Source organism: Rhizobium sp. YTUHZ044 (genome assembly GCF_051123975.1).
Lineage (GTDB): Bacteria > Pseudomonadota > Alphaproteobacteria > Rhizobiales > Rhizobiaceae > Rhizobium.
In genome coordinates, this window is record NZ_CP101429.1 from 29,750 (window position 1) to 49,063 (window position 19,314).

The following is a 19,314-nucleotide window of genomic DNA, read 5'->3' on the forward strand; positions in this document are numbered from 1 at the left end:
CCGTGATGTTATCCGCCTCGCAACTGGCGGATCGTCTCGCGCGCGACGCGGAGGCTGTCTGCCGCTATTATCTCTCCGCCGGCCACCGGGCCGGCAATTACTGGATCGTCGGCGATGTCGCCAACAACAAGGGTCGTTCGCTCTATGTTCGGCTTAAAGGTGATCGTGCGGGTCGCTGGACCGATGCCGCCTCCGGCCAATATGGCGATTTGCTCGATCTCGTACGGGAGGCCTGTGGGCTTGTCGACTTCCGTGACGTCGCCGATGAGGCGCGGCGTTTCCTGAACGAGCCCCGTGATCCAGCCCGTGCTGAACCGGGATTGTCGCAAAGCGGTGACGCTCCAACTGCGTCGATCGACCGACCGGCTGGCGAACGGGCACGACGGCTGTTTCGAATAACCGAACCGCTTGCCGGCACGCTCGCCGACGGCTACCTGCGCCAGCGCGGCATCCTGCGGGCGGCCTTGCATCCGGCGCTGCGGTTTCACCCATCCTGCTACTACCGCGATCTCGCAAGCGGCGGGACCAGCCGCTATCCGGCCCTGATCGCTGCTGTGACCGATCAATCCGGTGCTATCACGGGCGTGCATCGCACATACCTTGCGTGCTCCGGATCGGAGCCGGGCGGCGTTGGCAAGGCGCCGGTCGACACACCCCGCCGTGCGCTGGGTACGCTGCTCGGCAATGCAGTGCGGTTCGGCTTTCCCGCCAAGGACCTTGTGCCGGTCATGATCGCGGGTGAGGGGCTCGAAAGCATATTGTCGCTGTCTCATGTGATGCCCGCCATGCCGATGGTTTCGGCGCTGACGGCCAATCACCTCGCCGCCTTCCGGCCGCCGGCAGGGTGTCTGCGCCTATACCTCGCCGCTGACGCCGATGCCGCCGGCCGGCACGGCATCGAAGGGTTGAGCCGCCGGGCGCAGGCGCTCGGCATCCTGCCGCTGGTGCTTAACCCCGAACTCGGCGACTTCAACGAGGACCTGCGACGGCTCGGGCCACACCGGCTCATGGCAAATCTCCGCGACCAGCTCGCACCGGAGGATGCGCAGACTCTTCTGTCCGTATGACGCGGCAGCCGCGGAGGCACATGGCGGGCGCGGCACTGCGCCTTGATGGACAGTGCCGGTCCGGAAGGGCCGCAATCCGGCTATGCGCGCGCCTGCGGGCCTGGCGAGAGGCGACCCTTATCATGCGGCGTCCAGGCCTTCAGCGGGTCGGTCAGGTTTCTTCCCCGCGCCGGCGCATTTTTCGCGCATCGGCTGATCCGGAAAGCGGGACCGCTTCCGGGCCGATGCCGGGCCGGCGCTCCTCGCGGGCCAGGAAACCTTCCCTCCGCCGCCCGGCGCTTCGCTGGGCCGCTCGCTTTGCTCGCGGTTCCGGCCCGTCTGCCGCGTGAACTGGGATCGCCGTCAGGCCGCGAGAGGCGCGGCCGAAACCGACGGAGACCATCATGAACCGCACACTTCCCATTGACGACGCCTTCGAGCCTCACCACGCATCCTCCCCGACCGACCAATTCATCTACGAGATGCAGATCCATGGCTATCGCCCCTTCCAGGACGAGCCGGATCCGCGGCCCCTACCGGAGGAACCGGTCGTCCGCTCCGCGCTGACCGCGATCTTCGACGCGCTCACGGAGATGCTCGGCGACACGCGGCTGGAACCCGATCTCGAAGACCTTTACTGGTCGACCGTCAATCTTTTCCACCGTGCCGGCGAACGCATCCAGCGCGAACTGCAGCGCAACGAAGATGCGCAACGAACCGGGCAGAGCGAACAGGACGGCTCGGAGGTGAAAAGCGTCGAGCTGGAGCGCCACATCGCCGAGGGCATCACCCTTCTTGAGCGCCGCAACGCTTTCGAATTCATGCGCGACTATGCGGCTGATCTGTTCGAAGCCGAGACGGGCTCGGCCTGGCGGCCGCGCACCGGCTCCAAGGTCAGCCACGCCAACATGACCGCGGCGATGATCGACTCGAAAGACTTCCTGTCGGCCCGCCGTCGCGCCGAGACCGAGGTGCTGATGCCGGCCGGTACCAAGATCGCCTTTTCCGGCGGCATGGACTACAACGATCATGAGCGGATCTGGGGTAAACTCGACCTTGCCCATGCCAAGCATCCCGACATGGTTCTCCTGCACGGCGGCTCTCCGAAAGGCGCCGAGCGCATCGCCGCCTGCTGGGCCGAAAGCCGCAAAGTGACGCAGATCGCCTTCAAGCCGAACTGGGCAAAGCACGCCAAGGCAGCTCCTTTTCGTCGAAACGACGAGATGTTGTCGGTGATGCCCGCAGGCGTCATCATCTTCCCGGGCTCCGGCATTACTGGCAATCTCGCCGACAAGGCCCGCCGCCTCGGCATCCCCGTCTGGCAGGCGAGCGCAGAGAGCGCCTGATGGATGATCGCAACGCCATGCGGCAGTCCCGCATGGCGATATTTCCGATCGGTAAAACGAGATACACCTTGACCTTGTCTGCTATTGCAACCGCCCAATGCCGTCCAGGCCCGCGTTTCGCTCGATGACATCGAGCCGCTTCAAGTCCTAATCCGCAGGTGAGGCAAACGGCGAAATGACCTACCCTTGAAATATCTCTCTCGATCCTCTGTGTACACACCTAGGATGTACAGCGTGACGTGGGCGTCTGGAGGCGGTTATGCATACGACAAAGGTATTCAAAAACGGCAATTCCCAGGCCGTGCGCATTCCGGCCGATCTTGCTTATGGCCAGAATGACATCAAAGTCGAGATCGAGCGGGTGGGCGAAGAGTTGCGCATTCGGCCGTTGCGGCCTTCGCTTGCGAGTGTTCTGGACCGTTTTGCGCGTTTCTGCCCATCCTTCATGGCAGAAGGTCGTGGCGAGCAGGAGCAGATGGAGCGGGATGCCATCTGATGGCGCTTTACATGCTCGATACCAGCATGTGCATCATATCTAATGAAGCATCAGCCGCCGGAAGTCGCCCGGCGGTTCGCTGAATGCAAAGTCGGTGATGTCCTCATCTCCGCCATCACCTTCGCCGAACTGGAGTACGGTGTCGCCGTTTCCGCAAATCCCGAGCTGGAACGGACCAACCTTGAATTTCTTGTCGAGGCGATTCCGGTCGCGCCGTTTGACGCGGATGCGGCTCGTGCCTACGGACCCGTTCGCGAAGCAACGCGTGATCGAAAGAAGGATCACCTCGATAAACCGATCGCCGCTCATGCATTGGCTCTGAACGACGCTCTTGTCACCTACAATGAGCGCAACTTCTTATCTTATCCAGAACTCCGGGTTGAGAATTGGCTGCAGTCCCATTAGGTGCAGATCCAAGGCGCTTCAGCTCATGCTGCTTTAACTGCGTATGTATTTCACGGATGGTAACAGACAGTCTCCGAAGACCGGTCTCCTGAAACCTGCCACGGTCCATGTAAGCCGTCAATTCGTGTACATCAAGTGCACTGGTCAGTCGACGCGCCAAAGTCCGCGAACCGCCGAGCAGGGTCTCGACTTCTGAACACTGCCGTTGGTTGCTTCTTCCAAAACCGTGTTCGCGGTGGCTGCCACAGATGCCTCCCTCGCGTCAATTGTCGTCCTCACTATGACAGTTGACGTGAAGAAATTCAAAGCAGACGGAAGCGATCATTGGAGGCTTGTGAACAGTCTCTCGTCGCCAATCGACCGCTTCCTGAAAAGGCAAGGCGCGCCTGTGCTGCTATTTATTCAATGCATCCTTCAGCGCTTTGGCGGGCGTGAACGCGAGCTTTCTTGCCGCGGCAACCTTGATCGTGGCGCCAGTCGCGGGATTGCGTGCTTCCCGCTCAGGCGTGTCTTTCGGCTTAAACTTGCCAAATCCCGGGATCGACGTTTCAGCGCCTGTGGTCGCGGCCGTTGTGATCTCCCGGAATACGGATTCGACGATTGCCTTGCTCTGCGCTTTGGTCAACTGATGGTCGGCGGCAATCTTGTCGGCGATTTCATTGGTTGTGGTCATGATCAGTCCCCTCTCTAAAAGCATGACCATTTCACCGAAGTACGGTCGATGTCACCTTCCGGGCCGGTCGCCCTGACCGGCTCATGTGGCATTTCCACAGTTTCCGACGGGAATGTAGCCCTTCTGGCGTTTCCGCCGCGCCAATTCCAGGAAGTGGCGTGCCGCGTCCCGCTCCGTCGGAAAGACCTCGCATTTGATGCCGCCGCGTTTTCCGATCCGCCCCCATGACCGCACGACAGCCGTCTCGCCGAACAACGTCGTCTCGATCGCCAGCATATAGTAGCGCGCCATGTTACGTGTGGCGTCGATGCGCTGATAGTAGAGTTTGAACGGATAGAGAGCCATGTCTCGAAGAATCGTGGCATACGCCCGTCCTGTCCAACGACTGTTTTGAATCGATCAACCCGCACCGATTCACGGCGTTGATAGATCGATCGGATCGAGCGGCCGGAGCGTGAGGGCCGATTGCTGCAAGATGCCAGATCGTGCCCGCGGTTGTCGGCGGCGGTGCCGATGGACTTGTTGCTGTCAGAGATGCCCGCAGGTATTTGCGCCACCGGCGCGCTGCGATCATGCAGACATGTTGCACCACCGTGCCTACTGCGTTGACCGGTCAAAGCCTCAGGCAATTGTTGGCGGGTGTGGCGCGACGGCGATCTCGACTTTTCCCGAGGAGGCTTTGAAGTCAGCGCTCGGTTCGCTTGTCAGCTGCGGGGAGGGCGAGGGGCGGGGCGGTCCTGATGGCCTCGGTATTCGTTCATGCCGTTAGACCTAGCTCGGCGCAATCGGATAGCCATGGCGGGATTACCCTTCGATCGCGCTTCGGGGCCATTCCCGTTCTCTATGTCGCCTTTCTAAGGGACCGGCCGCAACCAGCGTCAACCCCGCAAGGGGGTTCCCCGGCGCTTCGCTCCGGTGACGCCTGCGGCGCGGCCCCTTCTTCGGGCGCCATCGGGAATGGTCCCGAGCAACCGAAGGAGTAACTACCATGGCCACCACGATCGCAACCCTCACGCAAAAGACTGACGGCAGCCTCGAAGGCATCTTCGCAACCATCCGGGTCAACGCCCCGATCGCCATCGTCCCGAACGCCCACAAGGCAAGCGAGGAAGCACCTGACTACCGCATCATCCACCGCAAGACCGGTTTCGAGATCGGCGCCGGGTGGAACCGCGTCGCCCGCCAGACCGGCGAGGAATACCTCTCGGTCAAGCTTGAGGCCCCTGAGATCGGCGTCATTTTCGGAAACCTCGCCCCCGCGCCCGGCGGAGAACCGAACCGCAAGGTCATCCTCTGGAATAACCCGGCCTGAAGCCGGCGACCGGCCCCTCAAGGGGCCGGTCCCATCCCGGACACGACGCCGCTACGAAAAGGACCTTCGCATGAGCCGTTACACGATCACCGTCGCCCACCTTGCCAGCCAAACAACCGATGCGGATGCCGTTATCGGCTACGACCGTCCACTGCAGACCTTCTTCCTGCAGGCATTCCCCGACGCAGAGGGCGAGGATCTCGCCCTCTGGCTTGGAACCGATTTACGTGCCTACGAAACGCTTTCCGCTCTGCGCACCGCGGCACTTGCTCAGGGCTACGACTTCATCCCGATGGCCACCGATACTGTCAGGTCTCTCGCCAACGATCTCGCCCGCGAAGGATGGCGCTCTCATCCCGACCCTCTCCTTGAAGCGCTGTTGAGCCACAAAACCGCCCCGACCTGATCTGGCGGTTACGTCTGAGCTGCAGTTAGCCGATGACGGCCACGGGCGAGTCTATTTGTTCCAGAATTTCGTCGGCTCCTTCTCGCCAAGCCTGCCTTCCGGGGCTGCTCTCAGAGGCGGCAACTTCGCTGCCGCTCGCTTTTTGGTGCCACACGAGAGGTTGGTTTTCTGCTCAGACTGTCCAAGTCTGTCATGAGGCAAGGAAGGCCTCAAGGCCCGAGCGGCCCCTCGCAATTTTTCCTCCGCTGCGTTGCACTCCGCTCCAGAAAAATCGGTTCCTCCGCTCGTCCGGCTCCGCCGGTCGCGTTCCGCGAGCCTTGACCCCTTCCTTGCCTCATGACCGTCGGCGGCATCTTTCACGTCTACAAGGATGACGACGATGACGAACAGCTACTATTTCACCCTTGAATGCACCATCGAGGAACTGCGGGCCGAGGCCAAAGAGGCGGCGACCCTGGAAGAGCGCCGCATGATCGAGGCTGAGCTTGAGGCGCTCAAGGCCGAGCTCGAGGAATATGCCCGGGAGCAGCTGCCGTGAGGCAGCTTCTTTCGCTCGGCTTTGGAGCGCGAGAGGCCGGATCGACCCTCCCCTCGCGCTTGCACCGCGTCCGGGCAGTTGCGCTATGGCTCGATCACAATTAGACTCGTGCAAAAGCGCCAGTTTATGGCAACAGCCGGATTTCCCGCTGTTGTCCAACAGATCCAGGAGCGAGCGCCTTCGTCGGGCGCCGCACGCCGAGACGGGATGTCCATTCATGGCAATCAATCCTCACGCCGCAACCGATCATTCCGACCCCGTTCGGAAGGCTCCCTATTGGCGCTTGCTTGCTTTGCCTTTTGTACTTAAAGCCGTCGGCCACATCGTCCTCTACTGCATCTGGTATGTCGCCTTCTATCTCCTGTGCGCGTTTCGGCCGTTCACCGGGATGCTGGTTCTGGCGGCAATCGTCATGCTGCCGATATCGATCGTCGTCCTTGCCCATCCGCAGGCAGCGGCGGGCATGCCGTTTTGGCTGATCGGCCTGATGGCGATCGGGTTTGTCGCCTTTGCCCTTGGCTATACAATGTTCGTCGATTGGTTGACGCCGCCTGGTGCTGAAGATCCGTTCAAGCGATATCGGCGTCAACGTTAGAAATCCGCCGACTGGCGCTACCACGAATGCTGCGAGATTTCTTCAATCCATTGCTTGCCGTCATAGGCAAATTCGACGTCGATCGACATGACAGTTGGGTCGTCGGAAAATCGGGTGCGGACCATCGAAGCGGCAAACGCATTCGAGGCCTGCTCTTCGGCAAGCGTCCGATCCGCGCGAGTCATATCGACAATCTCGGGCGCCACACAAAATGTCTTGCAGGCGCCGACGAGCCAGAGCGTGATATCGTCTCCCCAGCAGACGCTCGCCGAGCTTCAGCCAGCATATCGTCCAGTCTCTCGGGATTCACGGACCAAGCCATGGCAAAGCCAGGCTCTGCTCTGACTATGATTGAGAACGGCTGCGGAGATACATTGCCCCATGCCGAACGAACCGATCCCGCTGGGCGCCTCAGCAACGCGGCTTTGCCCCTGTTCCACATCGACCAGTTCACCGTACATTGTCTTGACCGTATGGTCCTCACTTGGTGTTATCGTCAGTTCGTCACGAAGCGGTTGCGCTTGGCCGCCGCGTGCATGTCCTTGCGCCTAAAGTAGATCGCCCGCCCGCAACGCAGCGGCGCTTGGCCCTGGACGATGATGATCTGCTCGTCCTTGCGCATCGACTGGGTGATCTCGTGCGGCATGATCAGCGGCCGGCGCTGGAAATTGAGGCTTTCGGATTTTCGGGTTCCGCCGCTTTTGGAATCCCAGCCGAGATTTTTTGAACTGCCCTTCACCTCGACCGTCATCTCGCCGCATTGGGCCGAGACATTGCGCGCGGTGTCGAGTGCCTTGATTGCCGCGTAGGATGCAAAGGCGCAGCCGTCGATCCACGACGTCGCGCCGTCCTTGCCAAAATGCCGTTCCAGTTGTCCGACCGATTGATACATCAGCATCATGCTGATCCCATACTTGCGACCGCGATCGCGCGCCTCCTCGAGCACCCGCATATAGCCGAGCAGGTCGACCTCATCGAGCATGAACAGCGCCCGGCGCTTGAAGCCGCCATCGGCCTGCACCATGGCGTTGATCAGCGAGCCAATGATCACCCGGCCGATCCCCGGATAGGAGCGCAGGATCGATGCCGGGATGTTCAGAAAGACGTCCTTCTTGCCCGTAACGATGTCGCTCGACTTGAAGGCATTGCCACAGACGAGCGCGGCATAACTGTCGAGCGACAGCCATTGCGTGTCTTTCGATGCGGTCGAATAGACACCGCTGAAGGTCTGCTCGGTCATGTTGGTGAAGACGCCGAGCGTTTCGCGGATGAAGGCCGATTGCGAGTGCTCCTGAATGTCGCGTAACATTGCCAGCACCGAGGGCTCCGGCTCGGAAACGATCTGCCTGAGACTGCGCAAGGTTCGCCGTCCTTCGTATTCGGGAGAGAGCATCACGTGCGCCAGCAAGCCGGTCAAGAGATTGTGCGCCTGGTTCTGGAAATAAGACCCGGTCGAACTTTCAAAGCGCAGGCTCTCCGACAGCAGCATGTGCGCGATGCCGACGATATCCTCCTCCTTTTGCTTTGACCTCTCGATCCCGTCCAGGACGTTGAAGCCCATGACGGGATTGGTGGGGTCGAGCACCATGACCTCTCGGTCAAGCCCAACCGTCCGGTGTTCGACCACCATCGGCGCGACTTCGGTAGACGGATCGAGGCAGATCAGCGGCCCGGTATATCTGAGCGCCGTCGGCACCACATTGCTGGTTGTCTTGTATCCGCCCGACCCGGCGAAGAAGAGCATATGGGTCGAATCGAAGTCCTGTTTGTAGGTGAGCAGCGGCGCCTTGCCGCCTTGACCCCAAGTTGCCGAATCGTTCGGATCGAAGGGCAGCTCGTGGACGATTTCCCTGTCGACGCGATAACGCTCGCCGACGACGATTTCGCCGTTCGGCGGAAACACTCTTGCCGCCGCCGACATCGGGAGCCAGTCCGCGTCTCCGAAGGTCCCGTGCCTGGCACGCTTCACCGGCTCAGGGACGACCGTCGAGATACGCGCGGCGACCGCGACTGCCATGAAGGCTGTGACCGTTCCGAGGACGGCGACCATGTCGAGAAAGGAAAGAGCCCGTTCCCAGGTGACCGTGCCGCTCTCAACGAACGGCGCCAACCGGCCGAACTCGCGCAGCGCATAGTAGCCGGCGACCGACAGAAAGCACGCGAGGCTGGCGATGGCGATCGGCCGCCGGCGATGCATAGGCAGGGCCCATACGGTCAACAGCCCTGAGAGCGGCCCGAACAGCAATGCCGGTAAAGGTGCGGCCCGCAAAAGCCAGTATTCGGCTTTTCCGGACAGTCCGGCGGCAAGACCGTGCCACCGCCAGGCGACGATATAGACGGCAAACACAGTGACAGCGACCGGCACAAGAATGAGCAGCAGGCTGGGATGGAGTTTCGACTTCAACGCCATTCCAGCATCTCCTCGACGGGCGTGATCTGTTCCGATTGAGGGGAGGTTCTGAATGCCTTTTCGCCTATGTCGCGCAGGCGCCGGTATTCCGGCGAACCTGCCTCCACTCTCGTCAGCTCGATGAGCCCGCCAAGCAGGAAAGCCCGATCGGACGACGAAAGGCCCGCCCTGACGACGATGCCGCCTAGCAGGAATTTCTCCCGCGCCGCGCGCTTGCGATCAGCTGTCATGAGAAACCTCCGCCGCCGCTCCAGCCCCACTATTTGCTGGTCGACGCGCTTGAGGAGAAGCGGCAGCAGTCGCCTTCTTTTCGCTTTGGCGAAATCGCGCCGCCACCTCTTCGAAGATGCGGTCAAGTTCATCGTCGGGGATTTCCATTTCCGCCAGTCCATATTTCGTCGCGGCGCGGGCAAATCGCTCCGCCGATCTGACGACGAGCAGCTTCCTGCGTTCGCGCAGTTTTTCGATCTGGGCGTCGAGATCGGTGATCGAAGATTTCTGAGCCATTCTCCGGGTTTCCTTCCTGTGTCGAAGCAATGTGAACGACAGTGGTTATACTAGCTAGATTACTTTAGTAAAATAGGCTATTTTGCATCGCCGAAAACATCGCAGCCAGCAGTCCGGCCAATGCCGTGTTCCGGAAAGACGGCATTGGCCCTTCGGTCCGATCGGTTTGAGGGCGCAATATACGTCGCTGGCGCGACGTGCTTGGAAGGCCAGGAGACGGTATTGGCGATCATGTTCGTCAGAGCGCAGGTGATCAGCAGAGGGGCGGGGCGCAGTATCGTCTCGGCCGCCGCCTATCGCCATCGCGCCCGAATGATGGACGAACAGGCCGGCACGTCCTTCAGCTATCGCGGCGGAGCCGCCGAATTGATGCATCAAGAGCTCGCATTACCGGAGGACGTTCCGGCCTGGCTGAAGGCGGCGCTCGACGGCCAATCAGCTGTCAAGGCGAGCGAGGCGCTCTGGAACGCGGTCGACGCGTTTGAGAAAAGAGCCGACGCACAGCTGGCGCGGGAACTGATCGTTGCCCTGCCGGAGGAACTGACCCGGGCCGAAAACATCGCCTTGGTTCGCGAATTCGTCCGGGACAACCTGACGTCCAGCGGAATGGTTGCCGACTGGGTCTATCACGACAAAGACGGCAATCCGCACATTCATCTTATGACGACGCTCCGACCTCTGACCGAGGACGGGTTCGGGCCGAAGAAGGTCGCGGTCACGGCAGAGGACGGCACGCCGTTGCGCGTCGTCACACCGGACCGGCCGAAGGGCAAGATCGTCTACATGCTCTGGGCCGGTGACAAGGAAACGATGAAATCGTGGAAGATTGCCTGGGCGGAAACCGCGAACCGGCATCTCGCACTGGCCGGTCATGAGGTCCGCCTCGACGGCCGCTCCTACGCCGAACAGGGTCTGGACGGCATCGCGCAAAAGCACCTCGGCCCGGAAAAGGCGGCGCTCGCGCGAAAGGGCGTCGAGATGTATTTCGCGCCGGCGGATCTTGCGCTGCGGCAGGAAATGGCGGACCGGCTGCTTGCCGAACCTGAGCTGCTCTTGAAACAGCTCGCGAACGAACGCTCCACGTTCAACGAGCGTGACATCGCCAAGGCGCTGCATCGCTATGTCGACGATCCCACGGACTTCGCCAATATCCGCGCGCGCCTCATGGCCTCGGACGATCTTGTGCTCTTGCGGCCGCAGCAGGTTGACGGGCAGTCCGTTAGGGTCTCCGAACCGGCGATCTTCACAACGCGAGACATCCTGCGCATCGAATATGACATGGCGCAGTCGGCAGAACATCTCGCCAAGCAGAAAGGCTTTGGTGTTTCGCCGAGGCACGTCGCGGCCGCCGTCGCCAGCATCGAGACGGCCAATCCGGAAAAAGCCTTCAAGCTTGATGCCGAACAGGTGGACGCTGTCCGCCACGTCACCGGTGACAACGGCATTGCCGCCGTCGTCGGTCTCGCCGGTGCCGGCAAGTCGACGCTGCTGGCAGCCGCCCGCGTCGCATGGGAAATCGAAAGCCGCCGGGTGTTCGGCGCAGCTCTCGCCGGCAAGGCCGCGGAAGGGCTTGAAGACAGTTCCGGCATCAGGTCGCGCACGCTCGCCTCCTGGGAGCTCGCCTGGGCCGGCGGCCGGGAATTGCTCCATCGCGGGGACGTGCTTGTCATCGACGAGGCCGGTATGGTGTCGTCTGGGCAGATGGCGCGAGTCCTCAAGACCGTCGAAGATGCAGGCGCGAAAGCCGTGCTGGTCGGCGACGCGATGCAACTGCAGCCGATCCAGGCGGGTGCTGCCTTCCGGGCGATTTCCGAGCGTGTCGGTTTTGCCGAGCTTGCCGGCGTGCGCCGCCAGCGCGATGAGTGGGCGCGCGACGCATCCCGTCTTTTCGCCCGCGGCAAGGTCGAACAGGGCCTCGATGCTTATGCGCAGCGCGGCCACATTACCGAGGCAGAAAGGCGCGACGAAATCATCGGTCGCATCGTTGCCGATTGGACGGAAGCACGTCGTGACCTGCTCCAGAAAATCACCGACGGGGGGACTGCGCCTCGGCTTCGTGGCGACGAACTGCTTGTGCTGGCGCACACCAATGAGGATGTGAAGCGTCTCAATCAATCCCTGCGCAAGGTGATGATGGAGGAGAGCGCACTGACCGACGCGCGCGAATACCAGACGGCACGCGGGCTTCGCGAGTTCGCCGCCGGAGACCGGATCATCTTCCTGGAAAATGCCCGTTTCCTCGAACCGAGTGCGCGCTGCCACGGGCCGCAGTATGTCAAGAACGGTATGCTCGGCACGGTCGTTTCGACCGGTGACAAGCGAGGCGACACGCTGCTGACGGTTCGCCTCGACAATGGCCGCGACGTTGTTCTGAGCGAAGACAGTTATCGCAATATCGACCATGGCTATGCCGCAACGATCCACAAATCTCAAGGCGCGACCGTCGACCGGACCTTCATCCTTGCCACCGGGATGATGGACCAGCATCTGACCTATGTGGCGATGACCCGCCATCGCGACCGCGCCGACCTCTATGCGGCGAGCGAGGATTTTGCGGCGAAGCCGGAATGGGGACATAAGCCACGTGTCGATCATGCCGCCGGCGTCACCGGTGAACTCGTCGCAACCGGCTTCGCGAGATTTCGACCTGAAGACGAGGATTCGGAAAATCCCTTTGCCGATGTCAGGACAAATGACGGAACCGTTCATCGTCTCTGGGGCGTCAGCCTGCCCAAGGCGCTCGAGGAGGCGGGCGTCTCGGAGGGCGATACCGTCACGCTACGGAAGGACGGTGTCGAGAAAGTCAAGGTGACGATCCCGGTCTTCGATGAAAACACGGGCGAGAAGCTCTTTGAGGAACGCGAGGTCGATCGCAACGTCTGGACCGCTAAGCTGATTGAGTCCGCCGAGGCTCGCGTGGAGCGGATCGAGCGGGAAAATCATCGGCCAGAGCTGTTCGGTGAGCTTGTCGAGCGCCTTGGTAGGTCCGGCGCCAAGACAACGACGCTCGATTTCGAAAGCGAGGAAGGTTATCGCACGCTGCGCCAGGACTTCGCACGGCGGCGCGGCATCGACACGCTCGCCGGGCTCGCGGCCGGAATGGAAGAGGGTGTTTCCCGGCAACTGGCGTGGATCGCGGAAAAGAGGGAGCAGGTCGCAAAGCTCTGGGAGCGTGCAAGCGTGGCGCTCGGCTTTGCGATCGCGCACGAACGGCGCACGGCTTATACCGAGGAACTGCGCGTGTCCCTCGCATCGGACATCCCGGCGACCGGGAAACATCTGATTCCGCCCAGCACCATATTCGCCCGCAGCGTCAATGAGGATGCGCGCCGGGCGCAACTCGCCTCGCCGCGTTGGAAAGAGCGGGACGCCATCCTGCGGCCGGTGCTCAAAAAGATCTATCGCGATCCGGAAGCAGCACTTGTCCGCCTGAACACACTGGTGTCGGATACGATGATCGAACCCCGCAAGCTTGTCGACGATCTTGGCGTCAAGCCAGAGCGGCTCGGCCGCCTGCACGGGTCCAATCTCATGGTTGACGGTCGGGCAGCACGCGATGAGCGTGCCGCCGCGACGGCGGCGATCAAGGACTTGCTGCCGCTGGCTCGGGCGCATGCGACCGAGTTCCGCCGGACCGCAGGCCAGTTCATCGAGCGCGAGCGGACGCGCCGGGAATACATGGCGCTGTCGATCCCGGCGCTTTCGAAACCGGCGATGGCGCGCCTCGTGGAAATCGAGACGATCCGCGGACGAGGCGGCGAGGGCGCCTACAAGACTGCCTTCGCCTATGCAGGTGAGGACCGAGCGCTTGTCCAGGAGGTCAAGGCCGTCAACGACGCATTGACGGCACGGTTCGGCTGGAGCGCCTTTACTGCCAAGGCAGACGCAGTCGCCGAGCGCAACATCACTGAGCGCATGCCCAACGTTCTTTCTCCCGAGCGTCGCGACAGGCTTACCCGTCTCTTCGCCGTCATCCGGCGCTTTGCCGAGGAACAGCATCTCGCTGAGAAACAGGATCACTCAAAAATCGTTGCCGGCGCAAGCGTCGCGGCCGCTCCGGAGACGGTGACTGTCTTGCCAATGCTCGCCGCCGTGACCGAGTTCAAAACACCGGTGGAAGAAGAGGCGCGGTCACGCGCGACAGCAGCCGCGCACTATCGTCATCATCGCGCGGCTCTCACCGAGAACGCGAAGCGCGTCTGGCGCGATCCCGCCGGCGGCGTCGAAAAGATTGAGGCGCTCCTCGTTAAGGGTTTTGCTGGCGATCGCATTGCGGCGGCCGTCAACAATGATCCCTCCGCCTACGGAGCGCTCAGAGGGTCCGGCCGGCTGGTGGACAAACTGCTTGCCCCCGGCCGCGAGCGAAAGGAAGCCCTTCTCGCCGTGCCGGAAACAGCAAGCCGCATCCGTTCGCTCGCTGCGTCCTACGCCAGTGCGCTTGATGCCGAAACACGAGGCATTATCGAAGAGCGCCGGCGCATGGCTGTCGCCATTCCCGGATTGTCAATGGCGGCCGAAAATGTCCTCAATCGGCTGACGGCCGAAATGAGCAAAAAGGGCAGCAAGCTCGACATCGCCGCCGGTTCGCTCGGTCCGGCCATCGCCCGCGAGTTCGCCACGGTCAGCCGGGCGCTCGACGAGCGTTTCGGCCCCAAAGCCATTCTGCGCGGCGAAAAGGACGTCATCAATCGCGTGGCGCCGGCCCAGCGGCGCGCCTTCGAGGCAATGCAGGAAAAGATGAAGGTCCTGCAACAGACGGTTCGACATCAGGGCAGCGAACAGGTTCTCTCCGAACGCCGGCAGCGCACCATCGATCGCGCGCGCGGCCTCAGTCGATAGCACTTTAGAGACATCAGAGAAGGGAAAGGAAAAGCACATGGCAGGTCAGGACATGCCTTACGAAGCAACCATCCGCACCGATATCGCCATCAGGATTCTCAATCAGGCGCGCGCCATCGTCACGGCACGCGCCTATACGCTCGATGAACAGGATCCGGCCGCCGCCGACCGGTTGCGCGACCGTCGCCGCGACCTCCTCGACCTCCAGGAAAGTCTCGGGCCCGAACATCCTGACGCGGTGGAACATGTCATCGCCCTCTGGGGGCCGCGCGTCCAGGACGAGACCCGCTTCTGGGCGGAGTTCTGATCATGGCGGAGGACGTGGTCGGGTTGCTCTCGCCCGAGAGAAACGAGAAGATTTTTCAGAGAGACATTTTGCGTGATTATCTGCCGGAAAGGATGGGACGATCGGAGCAGCCGCGCCTGATCCTGATCGGCGGCCAACCTGGCGCCGGCAAGACGACGGTTCTAACCGCGAGCCATCACGAACTTGCGCAATCAGGACCGACCATTCGCATCGTCGGCGACGACCTCAGATCCTATCATCCGCAATTCCTTGCCTTCCAGCGTCAGGATCCGGAGACCGCGTCCCAATTCACACAAGGAGATGCCGGACGCTGGACCGAGAAGCTGCTGTCGGTTGCGGCTGAACGGCAGGTCAACATCGTCTTCGAGACCACGATGCGCACGCCGGAAAATGTCGCCCGGGTGATTGAAGTGGCGCGGCATGCCGGCTACGCGGTCGAGGTGCGTGCTGTCGCCGTCAATCCCCGCGTCAGTTGGCAGGCAAATCATTACCGCTTCGAGGAAATGCTGCATGCCGGGCTGGCGGCACGGATCCCCCCGCAGCACGTTCATGATGCCGCCATCGACGGTCTTCGCGTCAGTCTAGACAAGATCGAAAGCGAGCATTTGGTCGACCGCGTGCAATTGCGCACACGTGGCGGCTCCGTCATCTACGACAATGAGCGCCCCGACGATCAATGGACGCATCGCCCCAGTGGCCGGCTGGCATTGGAGCGCGAGCAGTCACGGCCAATGACACCTGGAGAGTTGCAACGCTTCGCGGACGATTGGCACCATGTGCTCGCCCGGATGGAAGAGCGGAGTGCTTCAAGGGAGCGGATCGCAGCAGTGGAAATCCGTGCACAAGAAGATGTTGCTCATCTCTTGGCGCAACGCCGGGAAACGGAGGGCGCCCAAAGCAAAGTACGTGGCGGGACAATCCTGCAGGAACCCAACGACGGTCATCGCCTGTTCGTCGAGCTCTACCACAATGCGATCCGCGACGCCGAGCGCCGTCCGATCGGCAATGTCGAGGCTCATGCCGTCGGACGCCTCACGCAGAGCTACATGGCTTTGAAGCTGGTCGAGGTGGCACGCGATCTTGGCCTGCTGCCGGACGAGAGCAAGATCGTCGCAACGCGGGCCTTTGCACAGGACAAGCGCGGGTCGCTCGAATTCCCCGCGGCGCATCGCCTGCCGGCGGACCTCGCCGTGGAAATGCCGGACGGGACACGACGGCGGCTGACCGACATGTTCGGCCTGGAACTCAATCGGGTGGCGATTGACCGCGAGGTGTTCAGTCCGACGGACCGCATGTCGCGTCTCGCCAATGTGGCCGATTCCTGGGCGGAGGCCGCCGGCATGCGAAAAGCCCTCGCCGGGGCGGCAAACGCCGTGGTGCGTGGTGTATCTGCCGATGAGGCGCTGTCGCGGATTATCGAGCCGGGATATGCGCTTGCGATCGCTCAAACCCGGCGCCGGCTCGAGCGCAATCTGATGCTCACCGAAAGGGCGGCGATTGCAACCTCGATTGTTGATGTGAACGGAGAGCCCTTGCGCGCGATGCGGGATGTCCTTCGCCTCCGCTCGGCCGAGCTGGACAATCGCGCCCGCGCCAAGGCCATGATGGAGGCCGTGCTCTCTGAGACTGCACGACATGACAGTCTGGAACCCGCTAAGCGGCGCGCCGCGGACGTCTTTGCGCAAGGCATCGCCGGGAACGAGCGAATGCTGCGGATAGAGACGGAGTGTCACGTCGAGCATGCAGTGGTTTCACCGCCGCCGCTTGTTCCGGCGCGGGATATTCCGGACCTCAGCGAAAGCGAAATCGGCGCGCGTCTGCAGCAATCGACACGACTCGCCGACAAGCGGACGGAGATCGAACACCTGTCGCGGCTGGTCTTCGGCAACAGCCAGGCCGCTTCGGTGGAGGCGATTACGGATGCGCGAACCGGCGCTGCTGCCGGCGACGACGTGCGGGCGGGCCGGCGCGGCGAGATGGCCGGGGAGGGGCGGACCTTGTTGCGCGGCCCAACCCTCGAGCGCCTGACGGCCGAAGCGCATGTGCAGAAGCTCGCAGCGGCGTTGGCCGACTATGGGTTGACGGTCGACTTCGAGCGGCATCAGGTCGTCACACAGCGCCGTGAGGAACAGGCCCGTCAGCGTGTGGAAATTCCGTTCCCGTCCAGCAAACTTTCTGGGGTCCTGTCATCGGAAGGTGAGGAGCGGTTTCGATCCTTCCAAAGTGATGAGGCTCTCAGACGCGAATTTGAACGTCTGTCCCTGGCGGTGACGAAAAGACTATCGCCGGCGGACCTTGCTCAGTTGACAGCCGGCGACCTCTCAAGGTTCGCCAAGACCCACGGAATTGATGAGCAGCAGGCAACGAAGGTGAAAACGATTGTGTCCCAGGTACGTAGCGTGCAGCAGGACATGACGGCGCGTGTCCGGGAACGAGCGCGGACGGAGGCTGTCACTTTGGTGAGGCGCTGAGGCCTCTGAGAATTTCTACGAGATGATCGTAATGCCGGCACGCAGTCCATAGTCGCGGAGCTCGAGAAGGAGGCCCGCATTCGAAGCGACTGGCAAGGAATCCCTGATCTCGAACTCGTCCTCTGCGATACGATCCTCGAAAAGAACGATACATTGATCGGGATCACATTGACGGGAGGTCCAGATCAGGCCGTCGACATCCGGCGACGCACCGTGAATTGCCTGCGCCCATGAACCGGTGTCAGCATAGGTAGACTTCGACGTTTCGATCAGGTCTGAGCGGCTAATGCCCCATGCCTTCAAGTCGGGCGCAAAAAGGCTTGCCAACACCAGATTCCGTTTAGGGACAATGATGCTGATCGTCCGCTGTTCGACGGTGGCGAGGCGAACAGTTTTGAATGCGGAGGTGGGTTCTATGTCGTGAAAGATCGACTCGAAGGCCGCAGCCTCTCTGCTTGTTGCGGCATAGAGCGTCGGCACGCAGTTCCCGGCACCGTCGTTGAATGGTGCAAAACGCGTTCGTTGCCCCATGCAGGGATTGAATTGTGCTGCGCCAAACGAGGAAAGGTGGTTGCGATGAAGCTTTGTCCCCACCTTGAGCGTCCGCCTGTTGATGTTCGGAAAAGGCGAAGGTGGGCCCGGCACGGCTCGAGATATCAACCGACGACCTCTTGGCGTTCATGCTCGGCTGCAGAAACAACTTCATCCGGATGATCAAGCATGTCGACCGGTGTCTTGTCATCAAGCCAGCCGTTGGCAGATACAAACCAGAAGGCCCGTTGCCAGGCGGAGAAGGATTGAGGCAGCGTCGCAAGTGCCGCTTTAATCGCCGGACGCGGGCGGCCATCACTGAACTGGAAGGCGGGGAAATATTCCGTGCCACGATGCTGAACCGAAAAGATGTCACCCGCCTTTTTCCAGCGTGCGGCGGTTGCATAAGGATTCTTAGCGGAGGATCCTGCCAGGCTTGCGACCTCGGCACTGGTCAACTGCGCGATCTCCCGGATGAACCGGTCGCGAAGCTCGAGGTTATCCTTGGCAAGCGCGCCGCGCGCCTCCCCAAGTTCATCAGGCAGGATGACATCGGCAAGCTTGTTGATGGCCTCTTCCAGCCGGCTTTCTTCCAAAGAGCCGCTGACACGGACCAATGTCTTCAGAAATGTCTCGACCGTGGTCCGATAGTTCTTGGGTAGATCGGGCTTGAGCTTGAGTATCACTGAATCGCCGGTCGCAATGTCGGCCATGGCACTGGCAAGCCGTGCAAGCTCGGCGTCGCCTTTACCACCTGGCGCCACATTGAGTTTGACAAGCGTTTGCAGGAAGGCGTTCATGAACCTGTCATGAAGCGCAGGCTGGTCGCCCAATGTTACAGCGACCGCACCGCCCCTTTTGCGACGGCTCAGCGTCGGCGCATTTGACGAGGCTACGGTCTTGGGCCGGTCAATCATTACGACGTCAGAAAACAGGGCTTCATTCATGGCCGCCTCGTGAGATAAGTGAGCAAATACCCTATATCACTTATGTCACGTGAAGTCGAATTCAATATCTTCGTGTATGGTTTGCGGCTGGTTGGCAACCGGCATTCCATGGGAGCGATGCGATCGGCGGACTTCAACTATGGTCTCGCACGTGGTCCTTGAAGAGAGCGTCGCACGGTCTCGAATGGGGTGCCTTCCGCGAAATACCAGGTGTCGAGATCTAAGGTGGGTGCAACCATCCGCGTACTCATCTCGATCAGAGCGCGGATGCCGCAGCAAGCAGAGAAGTCACTTGCGCCGACCCAGAACATTAAACCGTCGCTAATAGGCTCCATCATCGCCCGGCCGGCGTCGAAGTCAAGATGCTCGCCGCTCAGGCGCGGGCCGACTAACTGAAATCTCTCGATCATATATGTGAGGATGTCTGACCTGATCTTTGGTGCATCGTCGGTTGCGACGAAGGCTTCCATGGCGTGTCGATACAA

Annotated in this window: 19 protein-coding genes and 1 pseudogene; 11 read left to right on the forward strand and 9 right to left on the reverse strand. The window is 61.5% G+C overall.

Features of this window, described 5'->3' with window-relative positions:
- The first annotated feature begins 5 nt into the window (after positions 1-5).
- From NL154_RS27970 to NL154_RS27985, 4 genes and pseudogenes are all read left to right on the forward strand, one after another.
- Positions 6-1,067 carry a DUF7146 domain-containing protein gene (locus NL154_RS27970; RefSeq protein WP_430960491.1) on the forward strand — a complete coding sequence of 354 codons (1,062 nt, stop codon included), beginning with the start codon at positions 6-8 and terminating at the stop codon, positions 1,065-1,067.
- A gap of 383 nt (positions 1,068-1,450) precedes the next feature.
- Positions 1,451-2,392, forward strand: a complete 942-nt coding sequence (locus tag NL154_RS27975; protein WP_430960492.1) for a DUF2493 domain-containing protein — start codon at positions 1,451-1,453, stop codon at positions 2,390-2,392.
- Between the two features lie 259 nt (positions 2,393-2,651).
- Entirely contained in the window at positions 2,652-2,888 is a 237-nt protein-coding gene (locus NL154_RS27980) for an antitoxin (protein WP_430960493.1), read from the forward strand.
- Positions 2,888-3,293, forward strand: a pseudogene (locus NL154_RS27985) (type II toxin-antitoxin system VapC family toxin). Before NL154_RS27980 ends, NL154_RS27985 begins: the two are co-directional and overlap by 1 nt.
- Before the next feature lie 394 nt (positions 3,294-3,687).
- Here the strand turns inward: NL154_RS27985 and NL154_RS27990 are convergent.
- Both NL154_RS27990 and NL154_RS27995 read right to left on the reverse strand, forming a co-directional pair.
- Positions 3,688-3,966: an HU family DNA-binding protein gene (locus NL154_RS27990; protein ID WP_430960495.1), complete on the reverse strand. Its 279-nt coding sequence runs from the start codon at positions 3,964-3,966 to the stop codon at positions 3,688-3,690.
- 81 nt (positions 3,967-4,047) lie between these two features.
- Positions 4,048-4,311 (reverse strand): WGR domain-containing protein, encoded by a 264-nt coding sequence (locus NL154_RS27995; RefSeq protein ID WP_430960496.1) that lies wholly within the window; start codon positions 4,309-4,311, stop codon positions 4,048-4,050.
- Positions 4,312-4,954: 643 nt separating this feature from the next.
- Here NL154_RS27995 and NL154_RS28000 point away from each other — a divergent pair.
- From NL154_RS28000 to NL154_RS28015, 4 genes are all read left to right on the forward strand, one after another.
- Entirely contained in the window at positions 4,955-5,278 is a 324-nt protein-coding gene (locus NL154_RS28000) for a DUF736 domain-containing protein (protein ID WP_430960497.1), read from the forward strand.
- A 70-nt stretch (positions 5,279-5,348) separates the two neighbouring features.
- The gene (locus NL154_RS28005; RefSeq protein ID WP_430960498.1) at positions 5,349-5,684 is read left to right on the forward strand and encodes a hypothetical protein; all 336 of its coding nucleotides are present in this window, start codon (positions 5,349-5,351) and stop codon (positions 5,682-5,684) included.
- Between the two features lie 379 nt (positions 5,685-6,063).
- A complete protein-coding gene (locus NL154_RS28010; RefSeq protein ID WP_430960499.1) occupies positions 6,064-6,222 on the forward strand; it encodes a hypothetical protein in 159 nt (52 codons plus the stop codon).
- A gap of 217 nt (positions 6,223-6,439) precedes the next feature.
- On the forward strand, positions 6,440-6,817 hold the full coding sequence (locus tag NL154_RS28015; RefSeq protein ID WP_430960500.1) for a hypothetical protein: 378 nt from the start codon (positions 6,440-6,442) through the stop codon (positions 6,815-6,817).
- A gap of 17 nt (positions 6,818-6,834) precedes the next feature.
- Here the strand turns inward: NL154_RS28015 and NL154_RS28020 are convergent, their stop codons facing one another.
- The 4 genes from NL154_RS28020 to NL154_RS28035 form a co-directional block, all read right to left on the reverse strand.
- The gene (locus NL154_RS28020; RefSeq protein WP_430960501.1) at positions 6,835-7,002 is read right to left on the reverse strand and encodes a hypothetical protein; all 168 of its coding nucleotides are present in this window, start codon (positions 7,000-7,002) and stop codon (positions 6,835-6,837) included.
- A 311-nt stretch (positions 7,003-7,313) separates the two neighbouring features.
- A complete protein-coding gene (gene traG / locus NL154_RS28025) occupies positions 7,314-9,227 on the reverse strand; it encodes a Ti-type conjugative transfer system protein TraG (RefSeq protein WP_430960502.1) in 1,914 nt (637 codons plus the stop codon).
- Positions 9,218-9,457, reverse strand: coding sequence for a conjugal transfer protein TraD (locus NL154_RS28030; RefSeq protein ID WP_430960503.1), 240 nt, complete (start codon positions 9,455-9,457; stop codon positions 9,218-9,220). Before NL154_RS28030 ends, traG begins: the two co-directional genes overlap by 10 nt.
- Entirely contained in the window at positions 9,447-9,734 is a 288-nt protein-coding gene (locus tag NL154_RS28035; RefSeq protein WP_430960504.1) for a TraC family protein, read from the reverse strand. Before NL154_RS28035 ends, NL154_RS28030 begins: the two co-directional genes overlap by 11 nt.
- A gap of 222 nt (positions 9,735-9,956) precedes the next feature.
- On the opposite strand from NL154_RS28035, the gene traA reads away from it, so the two are divergent.
- The 3 genes from traA to NL154_RS28050 are packed head-to-tail and all read left to right on the forward strand — an operon-like array spanning position 9,957 to position 17,351.
- The gene (gene traA, locus NL154_RS28040; RefSeq protein WP_434734546.1) at positions 9,957-14,573 is read left to right on the forward strand and encodes a Ti-type conjugative transfer relaxase TraA; all 4,617 of its coding nucleotides are present in this window, start codon (positions 9,957-9,959) and stop codon (positions 14,571-14,573) included.
- 37 nt (positions 14,574-14,610) lie between these two features.
- A complete protein-coding gene (locus NL154_RS28045) occupies positions 14,611-14,880 on the forward strand; it encodes a hypothetical protein (RefSeq protein WP_430960506.1) in 270 nt (89 codons plus the stop codon).
- 2 nt (positions 14,881-14,882) lie between these two features.
- Positions 14,883-17,351 carry a zeta toxin family protein gene (locus NL154_RS28050; protein ID WP_434734547.1) on the forward strand — a complete coding sequence of 823 codons (2,469 nt, stop codon included), beginning with the start codon at positions 14,883-14,885 and terminating at the stop codon, positions 17,349-17,351.
- 15 nt (positions 17,352-17,366) lie between these two features.
- Here the strand turns inward: NL154_RS28050 and NL154_RS28055 are convergent, their stop codons facing one another.
- From NL154_RS28055 to NL154_RS28065, 3 genes are all read right to left on the reverse strand, one after another.
- Positions 17,367-17,945: an RES family NAD+ phosphorylase gene (locus NL154_RS28055; protein WP_430960508.1), complete on the reverse strand. Its 579-nt coding sequence runs from the start codon at positions 17,943-17,945 to the stop codon at positions 17,367-17,369.
- Positions 17,946-18,007: 62 nt separating this feature from the next.
- A complete protein-coding gene (locus NL154_RS28060; protein WP_430960509.1) occupies positions 18,008-18,829 on the reverse strand; it encodes a hypothetical protein in 822 nt (273 codons plus the stop codon).
- A gap of 137 nt (positions 18,830-18,966) precedes the next feature.
- Entirely contained in the window at positions 18,967-19,299 is a 333-nt protein-coding gene (locus NL154_RS28065) for a hypothetical protein (protein ID WP_430960510.1), read from the reverse strand.
- Positions 19,300-19,314 lie beyond the last annotated feature (15 nt).

What these genes read in the sequence shown, in the direction of transcription:
- NL154_RS28065 (WP_430960510.1), bottom strand. Translation starts at nt 19,299, where the DNA reads ATGGAAGCCTTCGTCGCAACCGACGATGCACCAAAGATCAGGTCAGAC.
- NL154_RS27990 (WP_430960495.1), bottom strand. Translation starts at nt 3,966, where the DNA reads ATGACCACAACCAATGAAATCGCCGACAAGATTGCCGCCGACCATCAG.
- NL154_RS27970 (WP_430960491.1), top strand. Translation starts at nt 6, where the DNA reads ATGTTATCCGCCTCGCAACTGGCGGATCGTCTCGCGCGCGACGCGGAG.
- NL154_RS28045 (WP_430960506.1), top strand. Translation starts at nt 14,611, where the DNA reads ATGGCAGGTCAGGACATGCCTTACGAAGCAACCATCCGCACCGATATC.
- NL154_RS27980 (WP_430960493.1), top strand. Translation starts at nt 2,652, where the DNA reads ATGCATACGACAAAGGTATTCAAAAACGGCAATTCCCAGGCCGTGCGC.
- NL154_RS28010 (WP_430960499.1), top strand. Translation starts at nt 6,064, where the DNA reads ATGACGAACAGCTACTATTTCACCCTTGAATGCACCATCGAGGAACTG.
- NL154_RS28015 (WP_430960500.1), top strand. Translation starts at nt 6,440, where the DNA reads ATGGCAATCAATCCTCACGCCGCAACCGATCATTCCGACCCCGTTCGG.
- NL154_RS28020 (WP_430960501.1), bottom strand. Translation starts at nt 7,002, where the DNA reads ATGACTCGCGCGGATCGGACGCTTGCCGAAGAGCAGGCCTCGAATGCG.
- NL154_RS28000 (WP_430960497.1), top strand. Translation starts at nt 4,955, where the DNA reads ATGGCCACCACGATCGCAACCCTCACGCAAAAGACTGACGGCAGCCTC.
- traG (WP_430960502.1), bottom strand. Translation starts at nt 9,227, where the DNA reads ATGGCGTTGAAGTCGAAACTCCATCCCAGCCTGCTGCTCATTCTTGTG.
- NL154_RS27995 (WP_430960496.1), bottom strand. Translation starts at nt 4,311, where the DNA reads ATGGCTCTCTATCCGTTCAAACTCTACTATCAGCGCATCGACGCCACA.
- NL154_RS27975 (WP_430960492.1), top strand. Translation starts at nt 1,451, where the DNA reads ATGAACCGCACACTTCCCATTGACGACGCCTTCGAGCCTCACCACGCA.
- NL154_RS28050 (WP_434734547.1), top strand. Translation starts at nt 14,883, where the DNA reads ATGGCGGAGGACGTGGTCGGGTTGCTCTCGCCCGAGAGAAACGAGAAG.
- NL154_RS28030 (WP_430960503.1), bottom strand. Translation starts at nt 9,457, where the DNA reads ATGACAGCTGATCGCAAGCGCGCGGCGCGGGAGAAATTCCTGCTAGGC.
- NL154_RS28035 (WP_430960504.1), bottom strand. Translation starts at nt 9,734, where the DNA reads ATGGCTCAGAAATCTTCGATCACCGATCTCGACGCCCAGATCGAAAAA.
- NL154_RS28005 (WP_430960498.1), top strand. Translation starts at nt 5,349, where the DNA reads ATGAGCCGTTACACGATCACCGTCGCCCACCTTGCCAGCCAAACAACC.
- NL154_RS28060 (WP_430960509.1), bottom strand. Translation starts at nt 18,829, where the DNA reads ATGAATGAAGCCCTGTTTTCTGACGTCGTAATGATTGACCGGCCCAAG.